This is a genomic window from Nocardiopsis sp. NPDC058789, from assembly GCF_042745575.1.
GTDB classification, from domain to species: domain Bacteria; phylum Actinomycetota; class Actinomycetes; order Streptosporangiales; family Streptosporangiaceae; genus Nocardiopsis; species Nocardiopsis eucommiae.
The window spans coordinates 259,374-279,809 of the sequence record NZ_JBHYOW010000010.1 but is presented as its reverse complement, the minus strand read 5'-3'; the positions used below and the strand labels follow the sequence as shown (position 1 = coordinate 279,809).

At 71.4% G+C, this 20,436-nt stretch carries 14 protein-coding genes; 4 read left to right on the top strand and 10 right to left on the bottom strand.

The window, feature by feature from the left end:
* The first annotated feature begins 93 nt into the window (after positions 1–93).
* On the top strand, positions 94–1,011 hold the full coding sequence (bla, locus tag ACFW3L_RS17395; protein ID WP_378741531.1) for a class A beta-lactamase: 918 nt from the start codon (positions 94–96) through the stop codon (positions 1,009–1,011).
* A gap of 256 nt (positions 1,012–1,267) precedes the next feature.
* Positions 1,268–2,239 (top strand): DUF1266 domain-containing protein, encoded by a 972-nt coding sequence (locus ACFW3L_RS17390; protein WP_378741529.1) that lies wholly within the window; start codon positions 1,268–1,270, stop codon positions 2,237–2,239.
* Between the two features lie 166 nt (positions 2,240–2,405).
* Here ACFW3L_RS17390 and pyk read toward each other — a convergent pair whose 3' ends face one another.
* Entirely contained in the window at positions 2,406–3,839 is a 1,434-nt protein-coding gene (gene pyk / locus ACFW3L_RS17385) for a pyruvate kinase (RefSeq protein WP_378741527.1), read from the bottom strand.
* Positions 3,840–4,002: 163 nt separating this feature from the next.
* On the opposite strand from pyk, the gene ACFW3L_RS17380 reads away from it, so the two are divergent.
* Entirely contained in the window at positions 4,003–4,713 is a 711-nt protein-coding gene (locus ACFW3L_RS17380; protein ID WP_378741524.1) for a maleylpyruvate isomerase N-terminal domain-containing protein, read from the top strand.
* Between the two features lie 102 nt (positions 4,714–4,815).
* Here ACFW3L_RS17380 and ACFW3L_RS17375 read toward each other — a convergent pair whose 3' ends face one another.
* The 4 genes from ACFW3L_RS17375 to gltB all read right to left on the bottom strand — a co-directional run bounded on the left by ACFW3L_RS17375 (position 4,816) and on the right by gltB (position 12,264).
* Positions 4,816–5,709: a prenyltransferase gene (locus tag ACFW3L_RS17375; RefSeq protein WP_378741594.1), complete on the bottom strand. Its 894-nt coding sequence runs from the start codon at positions 5,707–5,709 to the stop codon at positions 4,816–4,818.
* Positions 5,710–5,781: 72 nt separating this feature from the next.
* Positions 5,782–6,159 carry a DUF2784 domain-containing protein gene (locus ACFW3L_RS17370; protein ID WP_378741521.1) on the bottom strand — a complete coding sequence of 126 codons (378 nt, stop codon included), beginning with the start codon at positions 6,157–6,159 and terminating at the stop codon, positions 5,782–5,784.
* Positions 6,160–6,222: 63 nt separating this feature from the next.
* The gene (locus ACFW3L_RS17365; RefSeq protein WP_378741519.1) at positions 6,223–7,677 is read right to left on the bottom strand and encodes a glutamate synthase subunit beta; all 1,455 of its coding nucleotides are present in this window, start codon (positions 7,675–7,677) and stop codon (positions 6,223–6,225) included.
* Positions 7,678–7,704: 27 nt separating this feature from the next.
* Entirely contained in the window at positions 7,705–12,264 is a 4,560-nt protein-coding gene (gene gltB, locus ACFW3L_RS17360) for a glutamate synthase large subunit (RefSeq protein WP_378741517.1), read from the bottom strand.
* A gap of 569 nt (positions 12,265–12,833) precedes the next feature.
* On the opposite strand from gltB, the gene ACFW3L_RS17355 reads away from it, so the two are divergent.
* Complete coding sequence (locus ACFW3L_RS17355) at positions 12,834–14,657, top strand: bis-aminopropyl spermidine synthase family protein (RefSeq protein WP_378741515.1); 1,824 nt, start codon at positions 12,834–12,836, stop codon at positions 14,655–14,657.
* A gap of 86 nt (positions 14,658–14,743) precedes the next feature.
* Here the strand turns inward: ACFW3L_RS17355 and ACFW3L_RS17350 are convergent, their stop codons facing one another.
* The 5 genes from ACFW3L_RS17350 to ACFW3L_RS17330 all read right to left on the bottom strand — a co-directional run bounded on the left by ACFW3L_RS17350 (position 14,744) and on the right by ACFW3L_RS17330 (position 20,038).
* Positions 14,744–15,646 (bottom strand): hypothetical protein, encoded by a 903-nt coding sequence (locus ACFW3L_RS17350; protein WP_378741592.1) that lies wholly within the window; start codon positions 15,644–15,646, stop codon positions 14,744–14,746.
* Between the two features lie 368 nt (positions 15,647–16,014).
* The gene (locus ACFW3L_RS17345) at positions 16,015–17,196 is read right to left on the bottom strand and encodes a hypothetical protein (RefSeq protein WP_378741513.1); all 1,182 of its coding nucleotides are present in this window, start codon (positions 17,194–17,196) and stop codon (positions 16,015–16,017) included.
* 106 nt (positions 17,197–17,302) lie between these two features.
* Entirely contained in the window at positions 17,303–18,415 is a 1,113-nt protein-coding gene (gene lgt / locus ACFW3L_RS17340; protein WP_378741511.1) for a prolipoprotein diacylglyceryl transferase, read from the bottom strand.
* Positions 18,416–18,461: 46 nt separating this feature from the next.
* Positions 18,462–19,454: a DsbA family protein gene (locus tag ACFW3L_RS17335; RefSeq protein WP_378741509.1), complete on the bottom strand. Its 993-nt coding sequence runs from the start codon at positions 19,452–19,454 to the stop codon at positions 18,462–18,464.
* Between the two features lie 77 nt (positions 19,455–19,531).
* Positions 19,532–20,038 carry a MauE/DoxX family redox-associated membrane protein gene (locus ACFW3L_RS17330; protein ID WP_378741507.1) on the bottom strand — a complete coding sequence of 169 codons (507 nt, stop codon included), beginning with the start codon at positions 20,036–20,038 and terminating at the stop codon, positions 19,532–19,534.
* Positions 20,039–20,436: the final 398 nt, after the last annotated feature.

Here is a 20,436-nt window from a genome sequence, read left to right as displayed (position 1 = left end):
TCTTGGACAGCATGGGTGGCGGTTGGTGAGACTGCGGGAGCGGGCCGGTTCTGGCTCGCTCTTCTTCCGTTTTCTGTCTTCTTGGGGGCTTTCGTGAGCTTTGCTGTGCGCGGTGTGTGGTGGCGCGGTCTCGTTGCGTCGGTGGCGTTGGTGCCCGTGGTGGGGTGCGGCGCGGCCGACGGCGAGGGGGACGCGGGTACGCCGGCGGAGTCGGCCTCGGTGTCGGTGGACTACGCGGCGGAGTTCGAGGCCCTGGAGCAGGAGTACGGGTCCACGTTGGGTGTGTACGCGCTGGACACGGGGTCGGGCGAGGAGGTGGCGTTCCAGGAGGACGAGCGGTTCGCGTTCGCCTCGACGTTCAAGGCGCTGCTGGCGGGGGTGGTGCTGTCGGAGCACTCGCTGGAGGAGATGGAGCGGGTGGTGACCTTCGACGAGAGCGTGCTCCAGCCGCACTCGCCGGTGGTGGAGGAGAACCTGGAGTCGGGGATGTCGCTGTTGGAGCTGTGCGACGCGACGGTGCGGTTCAGTGACAACGCGGCGGCGAACCTGCTGTTGGACGAGATCGGAGGTCCGGCAGGGTTCACGGAGTCACTGGGCGAGCTGACGGGCGACGACGTGACGGTGCTGGAGCGCTATGAGGTGGAGATGAGCGAGGCGGTTCCGGGCGAGGTACGGGACACGAGCACTCCGGCGGCGATGGCATCGAGCCTGGAGGCCTTCACCCTGGGGGATGTGTTGCCGGAGGACCGCCGAGAGGTCCTGGTGGACATGCTGGAGCGGAACACGACGGGTGACGCCCTGATCCGCGCCGGCGTGCCGGAGGGTTGGGTCGTGGGTGACAAGACGGGGAACGGCGGCTACGGGACGCGCAACGACATCGCGGTGCTGTGGCCGGAGGAGGGGGACCCGATCGTGCTGGCGGTGATGTCGACCGTGGGAGTGGAGGACGCCGAGCACGACGACGCGCTGATCGCGGGCGCGACCGAGGTGGTCGTGGAGGCCCTGGGTTAGGGGTTTTCGGCGCGTGTGACGGGGGTTCTGGCCAGGTCGGGACAGTCGGGCCAGAACCTCTGTAACTACCCGACCCATTCGACCCCAAATAGGTCTTTTGTCATTTTATGTAGCTACAAGCTGGCCGAACCGGTCACATCACGGCCACAACCTGAGCACAACCCGTGGGTTCGGTCGCCTGGAAGCCGTCGCGTCCCTGATCCTTGAGGGCGGAAAGCCCTGTCGGATCGGGCTCGCGACGAGAGAGGGGCGAGGGTTGTTGACCGCGGTGGCCGGGGTGATCGGCGCGCTGGTGATCGGGGCCTGGGTCGTGGTGGCCTGGGGGTCCCGGCGTCGGCAGCCGTGGTTGTGGACCCCGGTGGCGCTGCTGGCGGTCCTGCTCGTCGCGGTGGACCTTCCCGGCTGGTCGTTCCTGCCCCTGGTGGCCCTGGCGGCGGGTTCCTTCGCCGAACTGGTGGTGGGCTCGCGTGAGTCGCCCGCGATCCGCACCAAGTCCCCCGACGCCCCGCTGAGCACCGAGCGGTGGGCGGCCGCCGCCGCGGCCCCCTTCCGGGTGGCACTGGCCGAGCCCTGGGACGTGGTGGCGCGGCCGAGCCTGCGGCGCCGTTACCGGCGGATGCTGGAGCGCCAGTGGTCGGTGGTGGACCGTGAGTCGCTGCTGGCCGCCGTGGACACCCTGCTCGCCGGTCTGCACCAGGGGCCGAGCCTGGACCTGGCGGTCGATCTGCGCTCGGGCACGGCCCGGTCGCGGCTGCCCCTGGACCAGGGCGGTCTGGACACCGGCGAGACGGTGGAGCTGTCCCCGGAGCAGGTGGCCCGGTTGCGCGCGGTCACGGGAGTGGCCGAGGGCGACGAGACGGTGATCATCGGCGCCTACCAGTGGTGGAAGTCGGTGCACGTCATCCGGCTGGTGTGCGGTGGGGCGACCCTGGACTGGCTGAGCCCGGTGGAGACGCAGACGCTGCTGCGGCGGGTGGCCTCCGATCTCCAGCGCCGGTACTCGTCGTGGGGTCAGTTGTCGACGGCCTTCCACGCCGGGTACCTGCTCTGGCCGGACAAGGGCGTGGACGGGGACCCGGCGGAGTCCGACCGGCCGGACTCCGACCGCGTGTGGGTGGCGCTGGGCCTGTTGGACGAGGACCCGCGGAGTCCGTGGAACCTGTTGCCGTGGGACATGCCGTTGGACCGGGTGACGTTCGAGGGCGGGGTCTCCTCCCACCAGGAGTAGTGGGTGGGTTCCGTACTCCCCCTCCCCCGCGGTCACCCGACACGACATCGGCCGCACCGGTCGGCCCGGAGAGGTCGGCGCGGCTCAGTACGCCTTCCCCCGGGCCGGACCTGATGCGGCCCGTCAGGTGGCGCCCGTTCGGGGCGCCCGTTCACTCGTCAGCTGGTCAGCTGGCACCGAGGGCGACGGCGTCGCCGAGTCGGTGGACACGCAGGGAGTTGGTGGAACCGGTGGTTCCGGGCGGGCTCCCGGCGACGATGACCACCTTGTCGCCCTTGTGGTAGTCACCGATCTGGAGGAGTTCGGTCTCGACCTGGCGGACCATGTCGTCGGTGTTGTCGACCCACGGGACCAGGTTGCACTCGGTGCCCCAGGTCAGGGAGAGCGTGCCCCGGGTCTCGGCCTCGGTGGTGAAGGCCATGAGCGGGATGGGTGAGCGGTAGCGGGCCAGGCGCCGGGCGGTCTCACCGGACATGGTGAAGGCGACCAGGGCCTTGGCTCCGACGGTGGCGCCGATCTCGGCGGCGGCGCGGGCGATGGCCCCGCCGGTGGTCTCCGGCACCCGGTTGAGGATGTGCGAGGCGCGCAGGGACTCCTGCTCGGCGGCGCTGACGATGCGTGCCATGGTCTCGACGGTCTCGATGGGGTACTGACCGACACTGGTCTCGCCGGAGAGCATGACGGCGTCGGCGCCGTCGAGGACGGCGTTGGCGACGTCGGAGGCCTCGGCCCGGGTGGGGCGGGGCGCGCTGATCATGGATTCGAGCATCTGCGTGGCGACGATGACCGGCTTGGCCTTGTCGCGGCAGCGTTCGATGGCGCGCTTCTGCACCATCGGGACGTTCTCCAGGGGCAGTTCGACGCCGAGGTCGCCGCGGGCGACCATGACGCCGTCGAAGACCTCGATGATGTCCTGGAGGCGCTCGACGGCCTGGGGCTTCTCGATCTTGGCGATGAGGGGGACGGTGACGCCCTCCTCGTCCATGATGCGGTGGCACTCCTCGGCGTCCGCGGGGCTGCGGACGAAGGAGAGGGCCACCATGTCGACGCCCTGGGCGAGGGCCCAGCGCAGGTCGGCCTCGTCCTTGTCGGTGAGGGCGGGCACGCTGACGGCGACTCCGGGGAGGTTGAGTCCCTTGTGGTTGGAGACGGTGCCGCCGAAGATGACGCGGGTCTGGATGTCGGTGCTGGTGGTCTTGGTGCACTCCAGCACGACGCGGCCGTCGTCGATGAGGACGCGGTCGCCGGGGCGGACGTCTCCGGGGAGCCCCTTGTAGGTGGTGGAGACGCGCTGGCGGTCGCCGGGCACGTCCTCGATGGTGATGGTGAACTCGTCGCCTGCGGCGAGGTCGACGGGTCCGTCGGGGAAGGTACCCACACGGATCTTGGGTCCCTGGAGGTCCGCGAGGACCCCCACCGCTCGGTTGGCGTCCGCCGCGGCCTGCCTGAGGTTGGCGAGGCTCGCGCGGTGGTCGTCGTGGGTTCCGTGGCTGAGGTTCAGACGGGCGACGTCGAGGCCCGCGTCGACGAGGCGCCGGAGGGTCTCCGGGCTCGAGGTGGCGGGGCCAAGGGTCGCAACGATTTTTGCTCGACGTGTCACGTCTATCACTTTAGAGCGTCTGGGGGATGGAGTGGTCTAAACCAGGTTGCGAATGCACGTATCTGAGGTGGAGCTGGGGCGAACGTGGTGACCCTGAGTGACGGGTGTGGAATGCGTGTCGTGGCCGTGTGGCCGCGTCCGGCGTCCGGTGAAGGGGTTTTCGGTGTTCGATCGTGCTGTGGTGGTGTCCGCTCTGGGTGCGGAGGTCGCGGCTCTGGAGGAGGTTCTCCTGGGTCTCTCGGAGTCCGAGGTGGTGTTGCCCACACGGTGTGCCCCGTGGGACGTGGCCGCGCTGTCGGTGCACACGGTGGGTTCGTTGCGCCAGGTGGCGGTGGCGCTGGACGGGGAGGAACCGGGTGTGTCGGCCCCGCTGGTGTCGGCTGCTGGGTACTACGTCCCGGAGGTGCGGTTCTCTCCGGCGGTGAACAGGGCACGGGTCGAGGGCGCGCTGGAGCGGGCGGCTCGACGCTCGGACGCGGCGGAGCCGGGCCGGGTGTTGCGCGGGTCCTGGGAGGCGTTGGCGGTGCGTCTGCCGGGTGAGCCGGAGGGGCGGCGGATCGTGACGCGGCACGGGGACCCGATGCTGGTGACGGACTACCTGGTGACCCGCGTGGTGGAACTGGTGCTGCACGGGGTGGACCTGGCGGACGCGCTGGGCCGGGAGCCGTGGACGGCGGGGGCCGCGTTGGACGTCGTACGCGCGGTGCTGTTCGGGTCGGTGGAGCCGGGGGAGCTGGCGAGGGTGCTGCCGGACGGGGCGGGTGCCGGCGGTGCCTCGCTGGTGGCGGTGCGCGCGGTGACCGGGCGCTCGGACTCCGAGGTGGACCGGGCGGCGCTGGAGGCGGCCGGGGTGACGTTCCTGGCGTTGGGCTGAGCGGCCTCGACGGCCGCGGGCCACCCCGTGATCTTCCGCGGGCGGCGGTCCGGTCCTCCTGACCGCCGCCCCTCCCCTGGTCGGCGCTTCCCCGCGCGTTGCTCAGACGGCGTGGCGGGGTCGGGGCAGGTCGGGCTGCACGTGTCCGTAGGCCCGCAGGATGCGGAGCCGCTGGATGGTGCGCATGCCCTCGCGTTCGAGGGTGGCGACGGTGTCCCAGTCGTCCCAGCAGGCGTCCCAGCCCCCGTCGGGGCGCTGCTGGTCCTCGAAGGCCTGGAGGTTGCGTTCGATCTCCTGGTCGGTGAAGAGCGGCCGGGCGATGTGGCCCGGGTGCGAGGCGAGGTCCAGCGGCGTGTGGACGTGTCCGGTGGCGCGGGGGTGGACGTCGATGACGGCGCGGATCATGTGGGCGAGGTGGTTCATCGCGACGATGGCTCGGGGGCGGTCGGGGACGTGTTGGAGGAAGCAGCAGAGCCCGATGGCCTCGTGCGGGTTGGTCCACTTGAGGGTGTCGATGTGCTTCCAGCAGTAGGCCGTGGCGAGGTCGCGCCAGGGGTGGGTGACGTTGTTCTTGTGGAGGAGCCCGGTGATCATCGCGGTGATGTCGAGGCGGCTGCCGAAGTCGTCGTTGTGGCGGTACCAGGGCGCGGATTCGGTGTAGCGGGCGCTCGGGAGCGAGATCGGCAGCCCGCCGTCGTCGTTGCTGATGGTGGCGAGGTAGCGGCAGACGCCGACACCGATCTGGGCGGGGATCGGGCCGAGTTCGTCGAGGTAGCGCAGGGCGATCTCGGTGGCCACGGGCTGGCTGGCGTGGCCCCGCAGGTCGGGGTCGAGGCCGTTGCCGTAGCCGCCGTCGAGGTTGCGGTAGGCGGAGAGTGTGGCGCGGACGGGTTCGGCTGGTCCGCTCTGGAAGAGGTAGGCGAAGCGGTGCCGGTCGACGAGCCGGGCGCTGCGCATGGTGAAGTGTTCTGCTGCGCGGTACGAGTCCCAGGTCACAACGGTCATGATTCGACGGTACGACCGTGTCCGGACGGGGAGAACAGCCCGGCCCTGATCCATTCGCGATCTTTACGCGGCGTTCTCGGGGCGCTTGCGTTGGAGGTGGAGGTAAAGGGCTCCGGCCCAGGACAGGGTGACCGTGAGGGCCACGAGGAGCTGGGCCGTGAGGAGGTGTTCGGTGGGGTAGACGACACCGGTGAGGTAGTGCGCGATGAAGCCCTCGGGCGGGAGTCCGGACTGTCCGGCGTTCCGGCGGCCCCAGTCCTCCAGGTGGGTGAGCGGGCACGGCCAGCCGATGACGGTGACGCCCAGGCCGTACACGGCGCAGGCCAGGTGGGGCCAGAACATGCGGGGCCAGCGCCAGGCCGCGAAGCCGCCGAGCGCGACGTAGGCGAGGAAGAGCAGGTGCAGGACCATGGCGCCCTCACCGATGACGCTGTACACCATGGGTCGATCGTAGGCCGCGTGCCGGGCGCGGGGACAGGCCCCCGCGCCCGGCGGGTGGGTCTCCTAGACGAGCGGGCGCTCGGTGGGCGGGATGGCCACCGGCAGGACGGTGTCCTGGGTGAGGTGGCGGTCCACACCGGCCGCCGCGGAGCGGCCCTCGGCGATGGCCCAGACGATGAGCGACTGGCCCCGGCCCATGTCCCCGGCGCAGAAGACGCCGTCGACGGTGGTCCGGTAGTCGGCGTCGCGGACGACGTTGCCGCGCCCGTCGAGTTCGACGCCGAGCTGGTCGAGGAGGCCCTCCTTCTCGGGGCCGACGAAGCCCATAGCGAGGGTGACGAGGTCGGCGGGGATCTCCCGCTCGGTGCCCTCGACCGGCGCGAAGCCGTCGGGGCCGCGCTTGACCTCGACGAGCTTCAGGGCGCGGACCCTGCCGTCGGCGTCCCCGACGAACTCCAGGGTGTTGACGGAGTAGATCCGCCGACCGCCCTCCTCATGGGCGCTGGTGACCTTGTACAGCATCGGCATGGTGGGCCAGGGCTGGTGGTCGGGGCGCGTGGTGGGCGGCTTGGGCATGATCTCCAGCTGGGTGACCGAGGCGGCCCCCTGCCGGTGGGCGGTACCGACGCAGTCGGCACCGGTGTCGCCGCCGCCGATGACCACGACGTGCTTGCCCTCGGCGTGGATGGGGGCGCGGTCGAGGTCGCCCTCCTGCACCCGGTTGGCCAGGGGCAGGTACTCCATGGCCTGGTGGATGCCGTCGAGTTCGCGGCCGGTGGCGGGGAGGTCGCGCCACTGGGTGGCGCCGCCGGTGAGGACGACGGCGTCGTGGTCGGCCCTGAGCTGGTCGGCGGTGACGTCGACACCCACGTTGACTCCGGTGCGGAACGTGGTGCCCTCCGCGCTCATCTGGGCGAGGCGGCGGTCGATGTGCCGCTTCTCCATCTTGAACTCGGGGATGCCGTAGCGGAGCAGGCCGCCGACGCGGTCGGCGCGCTCGTAGACGGTGACGTCGTGTCCGGCGCGGGTGAGCTGCTGTGCGGCGGCGAGCCCGGCGGGGCCGGAGCCGACGACGGCGACGGTGCGGCCGGTGCGGTGGGTGGGGGGCAGGGGCCTGACCCAGCCCTCCTCCCACGCGCGGTCGATGATGGAGACCTCGACGTTCTTGATGGTGACGGCGGGCTGGTTGATGCCGAGCACGCAGGCGGACTCGCAGGGCGCGGGGCACAGGCGGCCGGTGAACTCGGGGAAGTTGTTGGTGGCGTGGAGCCGCTCGATGGCCTCGGCCCAGTCGTGCGTGTACACGAGGTGGTTCCACTCGGGGATGAGGTTCCCGAGGGGGCACCCGTTGTGGCAGAACGGGATGCCGCAGTCCATGCAGCGTGAGGCCTGCTTGGTGACGGTGCCGCGGTCGAGGTCCTCCTGGACCTCGCGCCAGTCCTGGATGCGGACGTCGACGGGGCGGTGCTGGGGGAGCTCGCGCTCGGTGATCTTCAGGAAACCCTTGGGGTCAGCCATGGTTCCTCCTCCTCTCGTGTGCTGACTTCAGGACTGTGCGGAGGCCATGACGGCCTCGTCGACGTCGCGTCCCTCGCGTTCGGCCTCGGCCTGGGCGAGCAGGACCCGCTTGAAGTCGCGCGGCATGACCTTGGCGACGCGGTCGAGACCCTGGGCGCCCTCGGCCAGGAGGCGTTCGGCGACGGTGGAGCCGGTCTCGGCGTGGTGGCGGGTGAGGACGCCGGTGAGGAACTCGCGGTCCTCGTCGGTGAGGTCCTCGACCTCCACCATCTCCGGGTTGACGCGGTCGGTGTCGAGGTCGAGCACGTAGGCGATGCCGCCGGACATGCCCGCCGCGAAGTTGCGTCCGGTGCGGCCGAGGATGACCGCGCGTCCGCCCGTCATGTACTCGCAGCCGTGGTCACCGATGCCCTCGACGACCGCGACGGCGCCGGAGTTGCGGACGCAGAAGCGTTCACCGACGACGCCCCGGAGGAGGATCTCCCCTGAGGTGGCGCCGTAGCCGATGACGTTCCCGGCGATGATGTGTTCCTCGGCGGCGAGGGTGGAGGTCTCGGCGGGGCGGACGACGACGCGGCCGCCGGACAGGCCCTTGCCGACGTAGTCGTTGGCGTCGCCGGACAGCCGCAGGGTGACGCCCCGGGGCACGAAGGCGCCGAAGGACTGTCCGGCGGAGCCGGTGAAGGACACGTCGATGGTGCCGTCGGGCAGGCCGTCGGCGCCGTAGCGCTTGGTGACCTCGTGCCCGAGCATGGTGCCCACGGTCCGGTTGACGTTGCGCACGGGCAGTTCGAGGCGGACCGGCTGGCCGAAGTCGAGCGCTCCCTCGCTGAGCTGGATGAGGGTGTTGTCGAGCGCCTTCTCCAGGCCGTGGTCCTGGGCGCGCCGCCGGGCCCGGTGGTCCCCGGCGATGGGCTCGACCTCGTGCAGGATCGGGGACAGGTCCAGGCCCTGGGCCTTCCAGTGGTCGACGGCCTCGACGGTGTCGAGCAGGTCGACGGAGCCGATGGCCTCGTCGAGGCTGCGGAAGCCGAGCTGGGCCAGGTACTCGCGGACCTCCTGGGCGATGAACTCGAAGAAGTTCACGACGTACTCGGCCTTGCCGGAGAACCGTTCGCGCAGGGCGGGGTTCTGGGTGGCCACGCCCACGGGGCAGGTGTCGAGGTGGCAGACGCGCATCATGACGCAGCCGGAGACGACGAGGGGCGCGGTGGCGAAACCGTACTCCTCGGCGCCGAGCAGGGCGGCGACGACGACGTCGCGTCCGGTCTTCATCTGGCCGTCGGCCTGCACGACGATGCGGTCGCGCAGGCCGTTGAGCAGCAGGGTCTGCTGGGTCTCGGCGAGGCCGAGCTCCCAGGGGGTGCCCGCGTGCTTGAGGGAGGTCAGCGGCGAGGCGCCGGTGCCTCCGTCGTGGCCGGAGATGAGGACGACGTCGGCGTGGGCCTTGGACACGCCGGTGGCGACGGTGCCGACGCCCGCCTCGGAGACCAGCTTGACGTGGACCCGCGCGGACGGGTTCGCGTTCTTGAGGTCGTGGATGAGCTGGGCGAGGTCCTCGATGGAGTAGATGTCGTGGTGCGGCGGCGGCGAGATGAGGCCGACGCCGGGCGTGGAGTGGCGGGTGTTGGCCACCCACGGGTAGACCTTGTGGCCGGGCAGCTGGCCGCCCTCGCCGGGCTTGGCTCCCTGGGCCATCTTGATCTGGATGTCGTCGGCGTTGCTGAGGTAGTGCGAGGTGACGCCGAAGCGGCCGGAGGCGACCTGCTTGATGGCGCTGCGGCGCAGGTCCCCGTTGGCGTCGGGGGTGAAGCGGGCCGGGTCCTCGCCGCCCTCGCCGGTGTTGGACTTGCCGCCGAGGCGGTTCATCGCGATGGCGAGGGTCTCGTGTGCCTCGGCGGAGATGGAGCCGTAGGACATGGCGCCGGTGGAGAAGCGCTTGACGATCTCCGAGACGGGCTCGACCTCGTCGATGGGAACGGGTTCGCGCACGCCCTCCTTGAGGCGGAAGAGGCCGCGGAGGGTCATGAGTCGGGCGGACTGGTCGTCGACCCTGTTCGTGTACTCCTTGAAGATGTCGTACTTGCGGCTGCGCGTGGAGTGCTGGAGCCGGAAGACGGTCTCGGGGTCGAACAGGTGGGGCTCGCCCTCGCGGCGCCACTGGTACTCGCCGCCGACCTCCAGGCGCCGGTGGGCGTTGGGGTTGGCGGTGTGGGCGCGGCGGTGGCGGAGCGCGACCTCCTCGGCGAGGACGTCGAAGCCGACGCCGCCCAGGCGGGAGGTGGTGCCGGTGAAGCAGCGGTCGATGACCTCCTGGCCCAGGCCGAGCGCCTCGAAGATCTGGGCTCCGGTGTAGGAGCTGACCGTGGACACCCCGATCTTGGACATGACCTTGAGGACGCCCTTGCCGAACGCCTTCACGGTGTTGCGGACGGCGGTGTCGGCGTCCTCGACGCCGCCGAGGGTGCCGCGCTCGACGAGGTCGCGGACGGTCTCCAGGGCCAGGTACGGGTTGACGGCGGAGGCGCCGTAGCCGACGAGGAGGGCCACGTGGTGGCACTCGCGGACGTCGGCGGCCTCGACGAGGAGACCGACCTCGGTGCGGGTCTTCTCGCGGACCAGGTGGTGGTGGACGGAGCCGGTGAGCAGCAGCGACGGGATGGGCGCGCGTTCGGCGTCGGCCCTGCGGTCGCTGAGCACGAGGATGTGCGCGCCGCCGTCGATGGCCTCGGAGACCTCGGCGTTGATCTCGTCCAGCCGCGCGGACAGGGACCGGCCGCCGCCGTCGACGGGGTAGGTGCCGTCGACGGTGAAGGTGCGCAGTGCCGGGTTGTCCCGCCCTGCGGCGACGATGGCGGCGAGCTGGGCCTGGTCCACGACCGGGGTGGGCAGGACGAGGCGCTGGGTGTCGCCCGGGGACGCCTGGAGGAGGTTGCCCTCGGCGCCGAGGAGCGTGGACAGGCTGGTGACCATCTCCTCGCGGATGGCGTCCAGCGGCGGGTTGGTGACCTGCGCGAAGTTCTGCGAGAAGTAGTCGAAGAGCTGACGCGGGCGCGCGGACAGGGCGGCCACCGGGGTGTCGGTGCCCATGGACCCGATGGGTTCGGCGCCGGTGCGGGCCATCGGGGTGAGGATGATCCGCAGTTCCTCCTCGGTGTAGCCGAACACCTGCTGGGCGAGGTTGAGTTCGGTGACCGGGGTGGGGTCGGCGGCGGGGAGGTCGGCCAGGCGCAGGACGCCGGAGTCGATCCACTCCTGGTAGGGGTGTTCGGCGGCGAGTTCGGCCTTGATCTCCTCGTCCTCGATGATCCGCCCCTGGGCGGTGTCCACGACGAAGATGCGGCCGGGCTGGAGGCGTCCCTTGCGCACGACGGTGGCGGGGTCGATGTCGAGGACACCGGCCTCGGAGGCGAGGACGACGAGGCCGTCCTCGGTGACCCAGTAGCGGCCGGGACGCAGGCCGTTGCGGTCCAGGACGGAGCCGACGACGGTGCCGTCCGTGAAGGAGACCGAGGCGGGGCCGTCCCAGGGCTCCATGAGGGTGGAGTGGTACTCGTAGAAGGCCCGGACGGCCGGGTCCATCTCGGTGTGGTTCTCCCAGGGCTCCGGGATCATCATGAGGACCGCGTGCGGCAGGGAGCGGCCGCCGAGGTGGAGCAGCTCCAGGGCGTCGTCGAAGGACGCGGTGTCGGAGTCGTCCGGGTCCACGATCGGGAAGACGCGGGAGAGGTCGCCGGGGATGAGCTCGGTGGCGAGCTTGGCCTCGCGGGACCGCATCATGTTGCGGTTGCCCTTGACCGTGTTGATCTCGCCGTTGTGGGCCACGTAGCGGAACGGGTGGGCGAGCGGCCAGGACGGGAAGGTGTTGGTGGAGAACCGGGAGTGCACCAGGGCCAGGCCGGACTCGTAGCGCCGGTCGGACAGGTCCGGGAAGAACGGCTCCAGCTGCGGGGTGGTGAGCATGCCCTTGTACGCGATGGTGCGCGGGGACAGGCTCGGGAAGTAGACGTCGGCCTCGTGCTCGGCGCGCTTGCGGACGCAGTAGGCGTGGCGTTCGAGGTCGATGCCGGTGAGGCCCTCGGTGGCGGTGCCCGGCGTGCCGGTGAGGAAGAGCTGCCCGAAGGAGGGCATGGCCTCGCGGGCGGCGGGACCGCTGTACTGCGGCTCGAAGGGGACCTCGCGCCAGCCGAGGAGGGTGAGGCCCTCGTCGGCGACGATGGAGTTGATGGTCTCCACGGCGGCCGCGCGCTCGGCGGCGTCCGACGGGAGGAAGCCGATGCCGGTGGCGTAGGCGCCCGCGGCGGGGAGGGGGAAGTCGCAGACCTCGGTGTAGAGGGCGTGCGGGATCTGGGTGAGGATGCCCGCGCCGTCGCCGTCGTCCGGGTCGGCCCCGGAGGCGCCCCGGTGGTCGAGGTTGCGCAGGACGGTCAGGGCCTTGCTGACGATGTCGTGGCTCTGGCGACCGGTGAGGTCGGCCACGAAGCCCACTCCGCAGGCGTCGTGCTCGAAGGCGGGGTCGTACAGGCCCTGGGGTGTGGCTTCTGCGTTCGTTCGGACGGACGAACGCCGCACGTTTCCAGCGGGCATCTGCCCTCCAGTCGTCTCTCGTCGGCTTCGTGAAAAGCGCATCGGGACGACGTTGGCCCTGCTGCGTGCGTGATGCTGTTGTGTCCGCCGGGGGCGGGTCCCGACCGTGGGTCTCCCGGTCGTCACCGTGTCGCGTACACGTCCTCGTGTCGCCGGTGTCGGTGGGCGTCCCGTGTCGGGCAGGTTCTCTTATACAGGCTGGTCCGGCCCCGATGCGAATCGGAGGTCTAGACCAGAAGGCGCCGCGGTGCGCCGTGGCCCGTCGTGTGCCACCCCCCTGTGGAGGGGCGCGGGTCCCTCTCGGACCGGTGTCCGATGAGAGCTGGCCCAGCAGGTTGTTCCACGAGGGAAATCCGCTAAACCTCCCAAAGGGGAGGAAAGGCCGTCCGTTGATCGGATCCTCACCGAGCGCGGGAGGGCCCTGACCACCGCCTACCCACGTTACCCCGGGGGCGCCACCGCCCCCAAGGGCGGACGGACCACACCGGGGAGTGACATCCCCCTCATCCGGGGCGCGCGGTCCCGGTCGTGGCACCGCCGGAGCGTCCGCGACGTGGGAGGATCACGGCATGGCAGGACACCCGACTTCCCCTGGCCCGGTCGATCCCGGAGCCGACTCCCCCGTGGCCACCACCGCACCCGGCGGCCCGGTCCCGGAGACCCGCGCGGCCCCTCGGCGCGACGAGCGCCCGCCCCTCCCCGAGGCCGCGGAGGACTTCCTGCGCGATTACGGGCCCGACGCGGCGCGGCCCAGGAGGGTCCTGGCGCTACTCTCCGACGGCCGGTGGTGGACCGCCAACGACCTCGTGCGCGCCAGCGGTGTGGCGCACGCCGTGGTCGCGTCCCTCTTCGGGGCGCTGGAGGGCGCGGGGGAGCTGGAGCGCGAGCCCGGAGGCGACCGGCGCCGCCTGTCGAGCCCCGTCCCCTACTCCGGCGCGGCCGGGCCGACGCTGGCCGACCCGGTGGCGCACCTGCTCCCCGCCCACTCCCGGGCCGCCGAGGAGCTGGCCCGGGCGGTGGCCGAGGGGCCCGCCTCCGACCTGGACCTGGACCACGTGTCCGCGACCGCCGAGACCGCGCTGCGCCGGGCCCTGTTCCTGGCCACCCGGTTCGACCTGCGTCAGCGCACGCTCCTGTGCGTGGGCGACCACGACCTCACCTCCCTCGCGCTGGCCCTGGTGCGTCCGGACGCCCGGGTACTGGTGGTGGACCTCGACGAGCGGGTGCTGGCCCACATCGACGCGGTGGCCGACCGGCTGGGGCTGCCGGTGCGCACCCACACCGCCGACCTGCGGCTGGGACTGCCCCCGTCACTGCGGGAGGGCGCCGACCTCGTCTTCACCGATCCGCCCTACACGCCCGACGGGGTGGACCTGTTCGTGCGGCGCGGGGTGGAGGGCCTGGCCGACCCCCGGCGGGGGCGGGTGCTCGTGGCCTACGGCGCCAGCGAGACCACGCCCAAGCTGGCGGCCGCGACCCAGGCGCGTATGGTGCGCTCGGGGCTGCTCTTGGAAGCCGTGTGGCCGGACTTCAACCGCTACCTGGGGGCGGAGTCCATCGGCGCGGCAAGCGACCTGTACGTGCTGCGTCCGCTCGCGCGCACTCTGCCCTCCCCCGGCGGTGACTCCTCTCGCGTGTACAGCCAGGGGGTCAACGCCAAGGAGGCGCGCGGCGGCCTGGACACGGAACGGGCCACCGCCGTGCTGGAGCGGGTCGCGGAGCTGACCGGCTCCGCCCCGGCGGATGACGGCGCGGACGCGGGGGCCGGGGCCGCATCTCCCGCGCTGGTCGGCGACTGGCCGCGTGAGGTGGCCGGGGGCACCCGGGTGCGACTGTCCACGTGGATGGACTCCCCCACCGCCGTCGGGGCGCGTGCGGTGATCAACCTCACCGGCGGCTGGGAGCGGTCGGCGCCCCGGGTGGCGTTGGCCTCCACGGCCGACGACACCTTCGTGCTGGTGCCCTCGTCGTCGCGCTGGGTGCGTGACGAGGCGGGTCAGAAGGGGTTCCGTGCCCTGGTGGAGCCGGGGTTCCGGGTGCGGTTCCTGCGGGGGGTGGGGGCCGCCGACCTCACCGCGATCCGCTGCACGCGGGTCCCTGAGCCGGGCGCGGGCGCCGACGGCCTGCTGGCCCACGTCCAGGGAAGGTCCCACGGGACGTTGACGGCGACGCTGCGCGCGGGACTGGTGGAGACGGCGGCCCGGCGGGGACTGCCGATCAACAAGCGCACCGCCCGGCACGCGGTGGCCGCGGTCCCGGACTGGGTGGCGGGTCACACCCTGCTGGACCTGCCCGAGCACCGGTTCCCGGGGCTGCTGGCGGTGGCCTCGGACCTGGTCGCCAGGGTCGACGAGGCGGGGGCGGAGCGGGGGCGGTCCGAAGGCGAGGGCTGAGCCGCTCCGGTCCACGAACACGGGCGGGGCCCGGTGGGAGGTCGTTCCCACCGGGCCCCGCCCGCGTGTCGGAGGGGTCGTCGCCGCTACTGGCCGGGCTGGGTCGGTGTCTCGACCGTGCCGTCGGCCGGGGGCGGGTCCTCGACCAGCTCCTGTTCGGTTCCCTCCACGGCGCCCTCGCCCGTTCCGGTTCCGTCCCCGGTGCCCGCACCGGTTCCGTCTCCGGCGCCGTCCTCGGTTCCGGTGCCCTCACCGGCGCCGGGCGCGGTCTCCTCGCCGCCGAGCTCACCGATCCGGCGGAAGAACGGGTTGCGGAAGTTGGCCAGGGTCACCAGCGGGGTGACCAGGCTGACCCGCTCATCGACGGACTCGGAGTCGGTGGGCTGGACCCAGACGACCACCAGGTAGTGGCCGGTGATGATGGCGTCGGCGGCGCTGTAGCCGGCGCCGAGGCGGTCGAGGGGGGACTCGCCGGACGGGGAGAGCACGAACCCGGGGTCGACCGGCTGTTCGCCCTCCTCCGCCTCGGGCAGCTCCATGGCTTCGGCCACGGCACGGCTGCCCTCGATGTCGGCCAGGTTGAACACCGCGACCACACCGAAGACGTCGTCATCGGACAGGTAGGTGGCGCGACCCGCCTGCGTGCAGTCCGCCTCGGTCAGCGCCTGCCGGATCTGATCGCCCCAGACCGCCGCCGAGCAGTCCTCGGTCAGGTCCGAGTCCCGCAGGGTGAAGTCCAGGCTCTGCCCGGAGATCTCGGAGTTGTGGCGCTCGAACAGCTCGCCCTCGTTGAGCGGCCGGGTGTCCTTGTCCCGGGAGGACAGCACCGCGTTCATGTTGCTGTCCTGGGAGTCCTGGACCTTGTACAGGGCCGGGCGGGTCTCCTGGGCGGCCTGCTCCTCGCCGCCGTCCCCGGAGAACTGGAGGAACAGCACCGTGCCCAGGGCGATGAGCGCCACGACGAGCACACCGACCAGGACGGTCAGCATCCCACCGAAGCGGCGGGGTTCCTTCTTGCGTCGGCCACCGCCCTTGCGGCGTCCGCCCTCGCGGCTCTCGGACCGGCTCTGGTCCGCCCGGGCGGGGGGTTCGGCTGGCTCGCTGTCTTTCCTCCGGCGGCCCGGCCTGCCAGGCGTCGACGGTTCAGAAGGGGACACCCAAAGGACCTTTCCGTGGATGCGGGCCGGTCACGTGACGTGACCGGCCCGGCTGCGCTCGGGAACGGCGGGGGGACGCCTCCCGCCTGGTGTCGACCCCGGGGTCGTGTTCCCAGAAATCGGTGGAACACACCCCGGCGGGCGGGTCGATCTGTCCGAGATCCTATCGGGGCGCCCGACGGGGCCGGACAGACCCGTTCCTACTCGCCCTCCCCCTCGTCCTCGGGCTTGTGCGCGACGACCTCGTCGTAGACGAAGCTGAAGGCGCTCTGTGAGACCACGCTGGCGGTCGCCAGCCCGGAGTCGTCCCCGGGCAGGGAACCGTCGGTACGCGCGACCCAGTACACGGCCAGGTAGTGGCCCATCACCTGGGTGGTGGCCTGGCTGTACCCCTCCTGGAGACCCTCCACGCCGTCGATCTCGCGGGACAGCAGGAAGCCGGCCCCGGTCTCGACGTTGGTCGGGTCCATGGCGGCGGCCACGTCGGCGGCTCCCGCGCTGTCGGACAGGTCGAACAGGGTCACCTGGGCGACGTAGTCGTCCTTGGAGTCCGTGTACACCCCGGAGGCCGCGTTGAGGCAGTTGGCGTCCAGGAGGCTCTGCCCGAGCTCCTCGCCCCACACCAAAGAGGTGCAGGACTCGGTGACCTCGGACTCCTGGAGTTCCAGCTTCATCCCGGCCATGTCGAGTTCGTCGACCGGTCCGAAGACGGACTCGTCGGTCATGGGCTCGACGTCGTCGGGACGGTTCTCGATGGCGCCGAACACCTCCGGGCGGTCCGGCTCGAACAGGTACAGCTCCGGTGTGATGGTGCTGTGCCCCTCGGGCGGCGCGACGATGGTCTCCTCGCCCCGGTCGGTGTTGCCTCCGGTCCCGGTGACGAGCTGGTAGGTCAGCAGGCCCAGGAGTGCGACCAGGGCGATGCTGAAGGCGCCCAGGAGCACCCCGAGCACGGCGGTGCCGCGCTTGCGCTTGCTCTGCTCCGCGAGGGTGTAGACGATCTGGTTGGGCCGGTCGCCCAGGACCGACACCTTCTTGATCGCGGACGCGGAGAACGCGGAGACGCGCCCCACGCCCTTCTTGTCCTTGCGGCGACCCTTGCGGCCAGCGGAACGTCCGGCCTCCTGCTCCGAGACCTCCTCGTCCTCGTGGTCGTCCTCGTACCCGGTGTCCGGGTCGTCCTGGTGGTCGTCGTACTCGGCGTCCGGGCGGGACTGGGTGTGACCGTACTCGGCGGAGAAGTCCTCCTCCGGGTCGTACTGCTCCTCGTACCCGTCCTCGGGGCCGTAGTCGTCGACGTGCTCTTCGGTGTGGGCGCTGTCGGCGCGACGGGATCCGCCGCGCCGACGTCTGCGTCCGTGACCGGACTCGGCTCTGCTCACGGTCTTTCTCAATCGTCAACCCGTGGTCTGCTCGACTGGTGCGGGCTTCGTCGTACGGCGCGCACGGCCACGGGCCGGTGCGCCGGTTTTCGGAATGTCCCGCGCTCTACTCGGGCTTCGACCCGGAGTTGCCTTCCGCGCCGTCGGCGCCGTCCTCCGCCGAGCCCTCGCTACTAGATCGCTCAGGGCTCGGGTGGTATTCCGTCCCCGCGCCCTCGGACGAGCCCGTGGCCTGGTCGAACACCGAGTCGTCGCCGTCGACCGCGCTGTACACGGTGCCTTCGTCGGCCTTCTCGTCGGAGGATGTGTCTCCGAACACCTGGGTCCCGGCGTCGTGTCCGTGGGGGACGACGGCGCTGGAGAAGGAGTCGAGGCGGCGACCGGCCCAGACGAAGTAGGCGAGGGCGCCGAGGAAGACCGCGATGGAGGTCCAGTTGTTCAGGCGCAGACCGAAGAAGTCGTTGGCGGGGTCGACGCGCAGGTACTCGATCCAGAAGCGGCCGACGCAGTAGCCCATGACGTAGACCGCGAAGAGGCGTCCGCCCTGGAGGGAGCCCTCGAAGCGGCGGCCGAGGTAGGCCAGCAGGACCGCGAGGACCAGGCACCACAGGGACTCGTAGAGGAAGGTCGGGTGGTAGGTGGTGACGCCGACCTCCATGCCCGCCCGCATGTGGCCTTCGGGGGTGGGGTGGATCTCCAGGGCCCAGGGCAGGTCGGTGGGACGCCCGAAGAGCTCCTGGTTGAAGTAGTTGCCCCAGCGGCCGATGGCCTGGGCCAGGGGGAGGGTGGGGGCGATCGCGAAGGAGAGCTTGGACATGGAAAGCCCGCGCTTGCGGGCGACCAGCCACACGCCGACGGCGCCGAGCGGGATGGCGCCCCAGATGCCCAGGCCGCCCTCCCACACGTACAGGGCGCGGATGGCCTCCCGGTCCGGCCCGAAGTACAGGTGGGCGTCACTGATGACGTGGTAGAGGCGACCGCCGATCAGACCCAGGATCACGGCCCACACGGCCATGTCCATGATGGTGCCGGGTTCGCCGCCCATCGCCTTCCAGCGGCGCTCGCTCCAGAAGACCGCGACGATGACCCCGGCCAGGATGCACAGGGCGTAGAAGTGGATCTGGAACGGCCCGATGGGGATCGAGTTGACCTCGGGGCTGGGAATGGCCGCGAGGGCGCGGCCGACCTCGGCCGCGCCCTCGGAAGCTGTCGACGACAATGTCACTGCTCTGCTCTCGGGTTCGCCCCGCGTGCGGGGGTGGTGATCAGGGGTTCTCCTCCGCGTCACCCCCGCCGTCGGCATCCTTCGGCTCGGTGCTGACCTCGCCGTCGCCCGCGTCGGCGATCGCGTCGGCCAGGCCCCTGGGACTCATGGCGGTGTTGCCGTCGAGCAACTCGCCGTTGATGTAGACGGAAGGCGTGGCGCGGAACTCGTTGGCTCCGCTGTAGCGAGTGTAGGCCTTCCCTGTGGCGTCGATGATCTCGCCCGTGTAGGTGCCCTCCAGGAAGGAGGCGTCGTGTCCGTTGCTCTCTCCCCAGCTGATGAGGTCGGACAGGACCATGGTGCCGATGTTCTCCTGGCCGATCTGCTCGGTGGCGTCGGCGGTGAGGGCGGGGAGGTAGTCCTCGGTGAACTCCCTGACGATCTCCGCCTCGCCGTCGACGCGGTCGTCGAAGGCCTGGGCGTCCTCGTCGGAGGCGCCGGTGTCGCGGAACCACTGCTGGAGCTCGTCGACGCCGAAGCCGTCCTTGCCCTCGGTGGGCTGGTTCTCGAAGAGGGTGTCGTTGTACTCGACGAAGACGCCGTGGTCGGCGGCGGCTCGGGCGGCGGCCCCGGCGCGCAGTGAGTTCGAGCTGATGGGGACGGGCTGCTGGGCGAAGATGCTGACCGGCCGGTAGTGGACGATGGCGGCGCCCGCGGCGGCCTGTTCCTTGAGGACGTCACCGCCGAAGTGCTCGAACTGGCGGCAGGCGGGGCACTGGTAGTCGGCGTAGACCTCGACGACGGGACCGGCGGCGTCCGGTTCGGCCATCACGACGCTGCCGTCGTCCTGGAGGGTCTGGGCGGCCAGCGGACCGTCGTAGCCGTCGCCGCTGTCGGAGGTGAGGACGGCGTAGCCGATCCCGACGACGAGCAGGACCACGGCCGCGGCGGCGCCGACGACGATGAGGGTCCGGTTGCGTTTGGCGGCCCGCTTCTCCTTCTCCCGCTGTTCCCTGAGCTTCTCGCGGGAGCGCTTGCGCGCTTCACTCCCCATGGTGTTCCTCTGTTTCTGGCTTTCTGGAGGTGGTTCGACCGTCGCGTCGGAGTGCCGTGGCTCCGGGTCTGCCGGAGCTAGCGGAAGAGTCCGAGGACGCGGTCGAGGGCGAAGGGGGACCGGGGCCAGAGCGCGATGAAGGCGCCCATGGCGGCGAAGGCGATGTCGCGGGCGATGGAGAGCCCGTAGGTGGTCTCGCCGGGGTCGACCTGTCCGCCGCCGCCGAAGCAGCCGCAGTCGATGTTGAGGCCCCGGGCCATGGCGGAGAGGATCCCGGCGATGAAGACGACCATGAGGAGGGCGCTGACGGCGCCGACCTGCCGGGTGGCCATGCCCACGAGGAGGAGCAGGGCGAGGGCGAGCTCGAACAGGGGCAGGAGGTGCCCGATGAGCAGGGCGATCTCCGCTGGGAAGAGGTCGTAGGCCTCGACCGCCTGGACCGAGAGGGCGGGCGGGAACTTGGTGACGGCCGCGGTGATGAGGACGGCGGCGAGGCCGACCCGGCAGGCGAGGGTGAGCCAGGGCTGGACGGTCTCCCAGCGGCTGGCGGGCTGGGCGGGGGCGTCGTCGTGGGTTTCCGTCATCTGCGAGGCCTTCGGGAGTGGGGGTCGGTCGTCCGCGCCCATGGCGAAGGGTGTTCGCCACGTCGCTCTTCGTGTTGAAACAAAGCCTACTGTGTGTAGTGAGTTTGTGGCACAAAGCATCGAAACCGGGGACGCGGCGGACGGCCACGAGTCCGGAACACCGCCATCTCACCACCGGGACGCCGACCGGGTGGCGGGTTCACGGGGAATCGGGGTCCCCTCTCACCCGATTCTCACCCTCTTAACCCTGTGCTTGACGTGCGCGTGAGCGGGTCGGGACACGAGAACGGTGGGGGGGGGGGGGGGGGGGGGGGCCCCCCCCCGGGGGGGGGGGGGGGGGGGGGGGGCCCCGGGCGGGCGCCCGGGGGGGACGCCCGCGGGGGGCGGGTCGCCGCCGG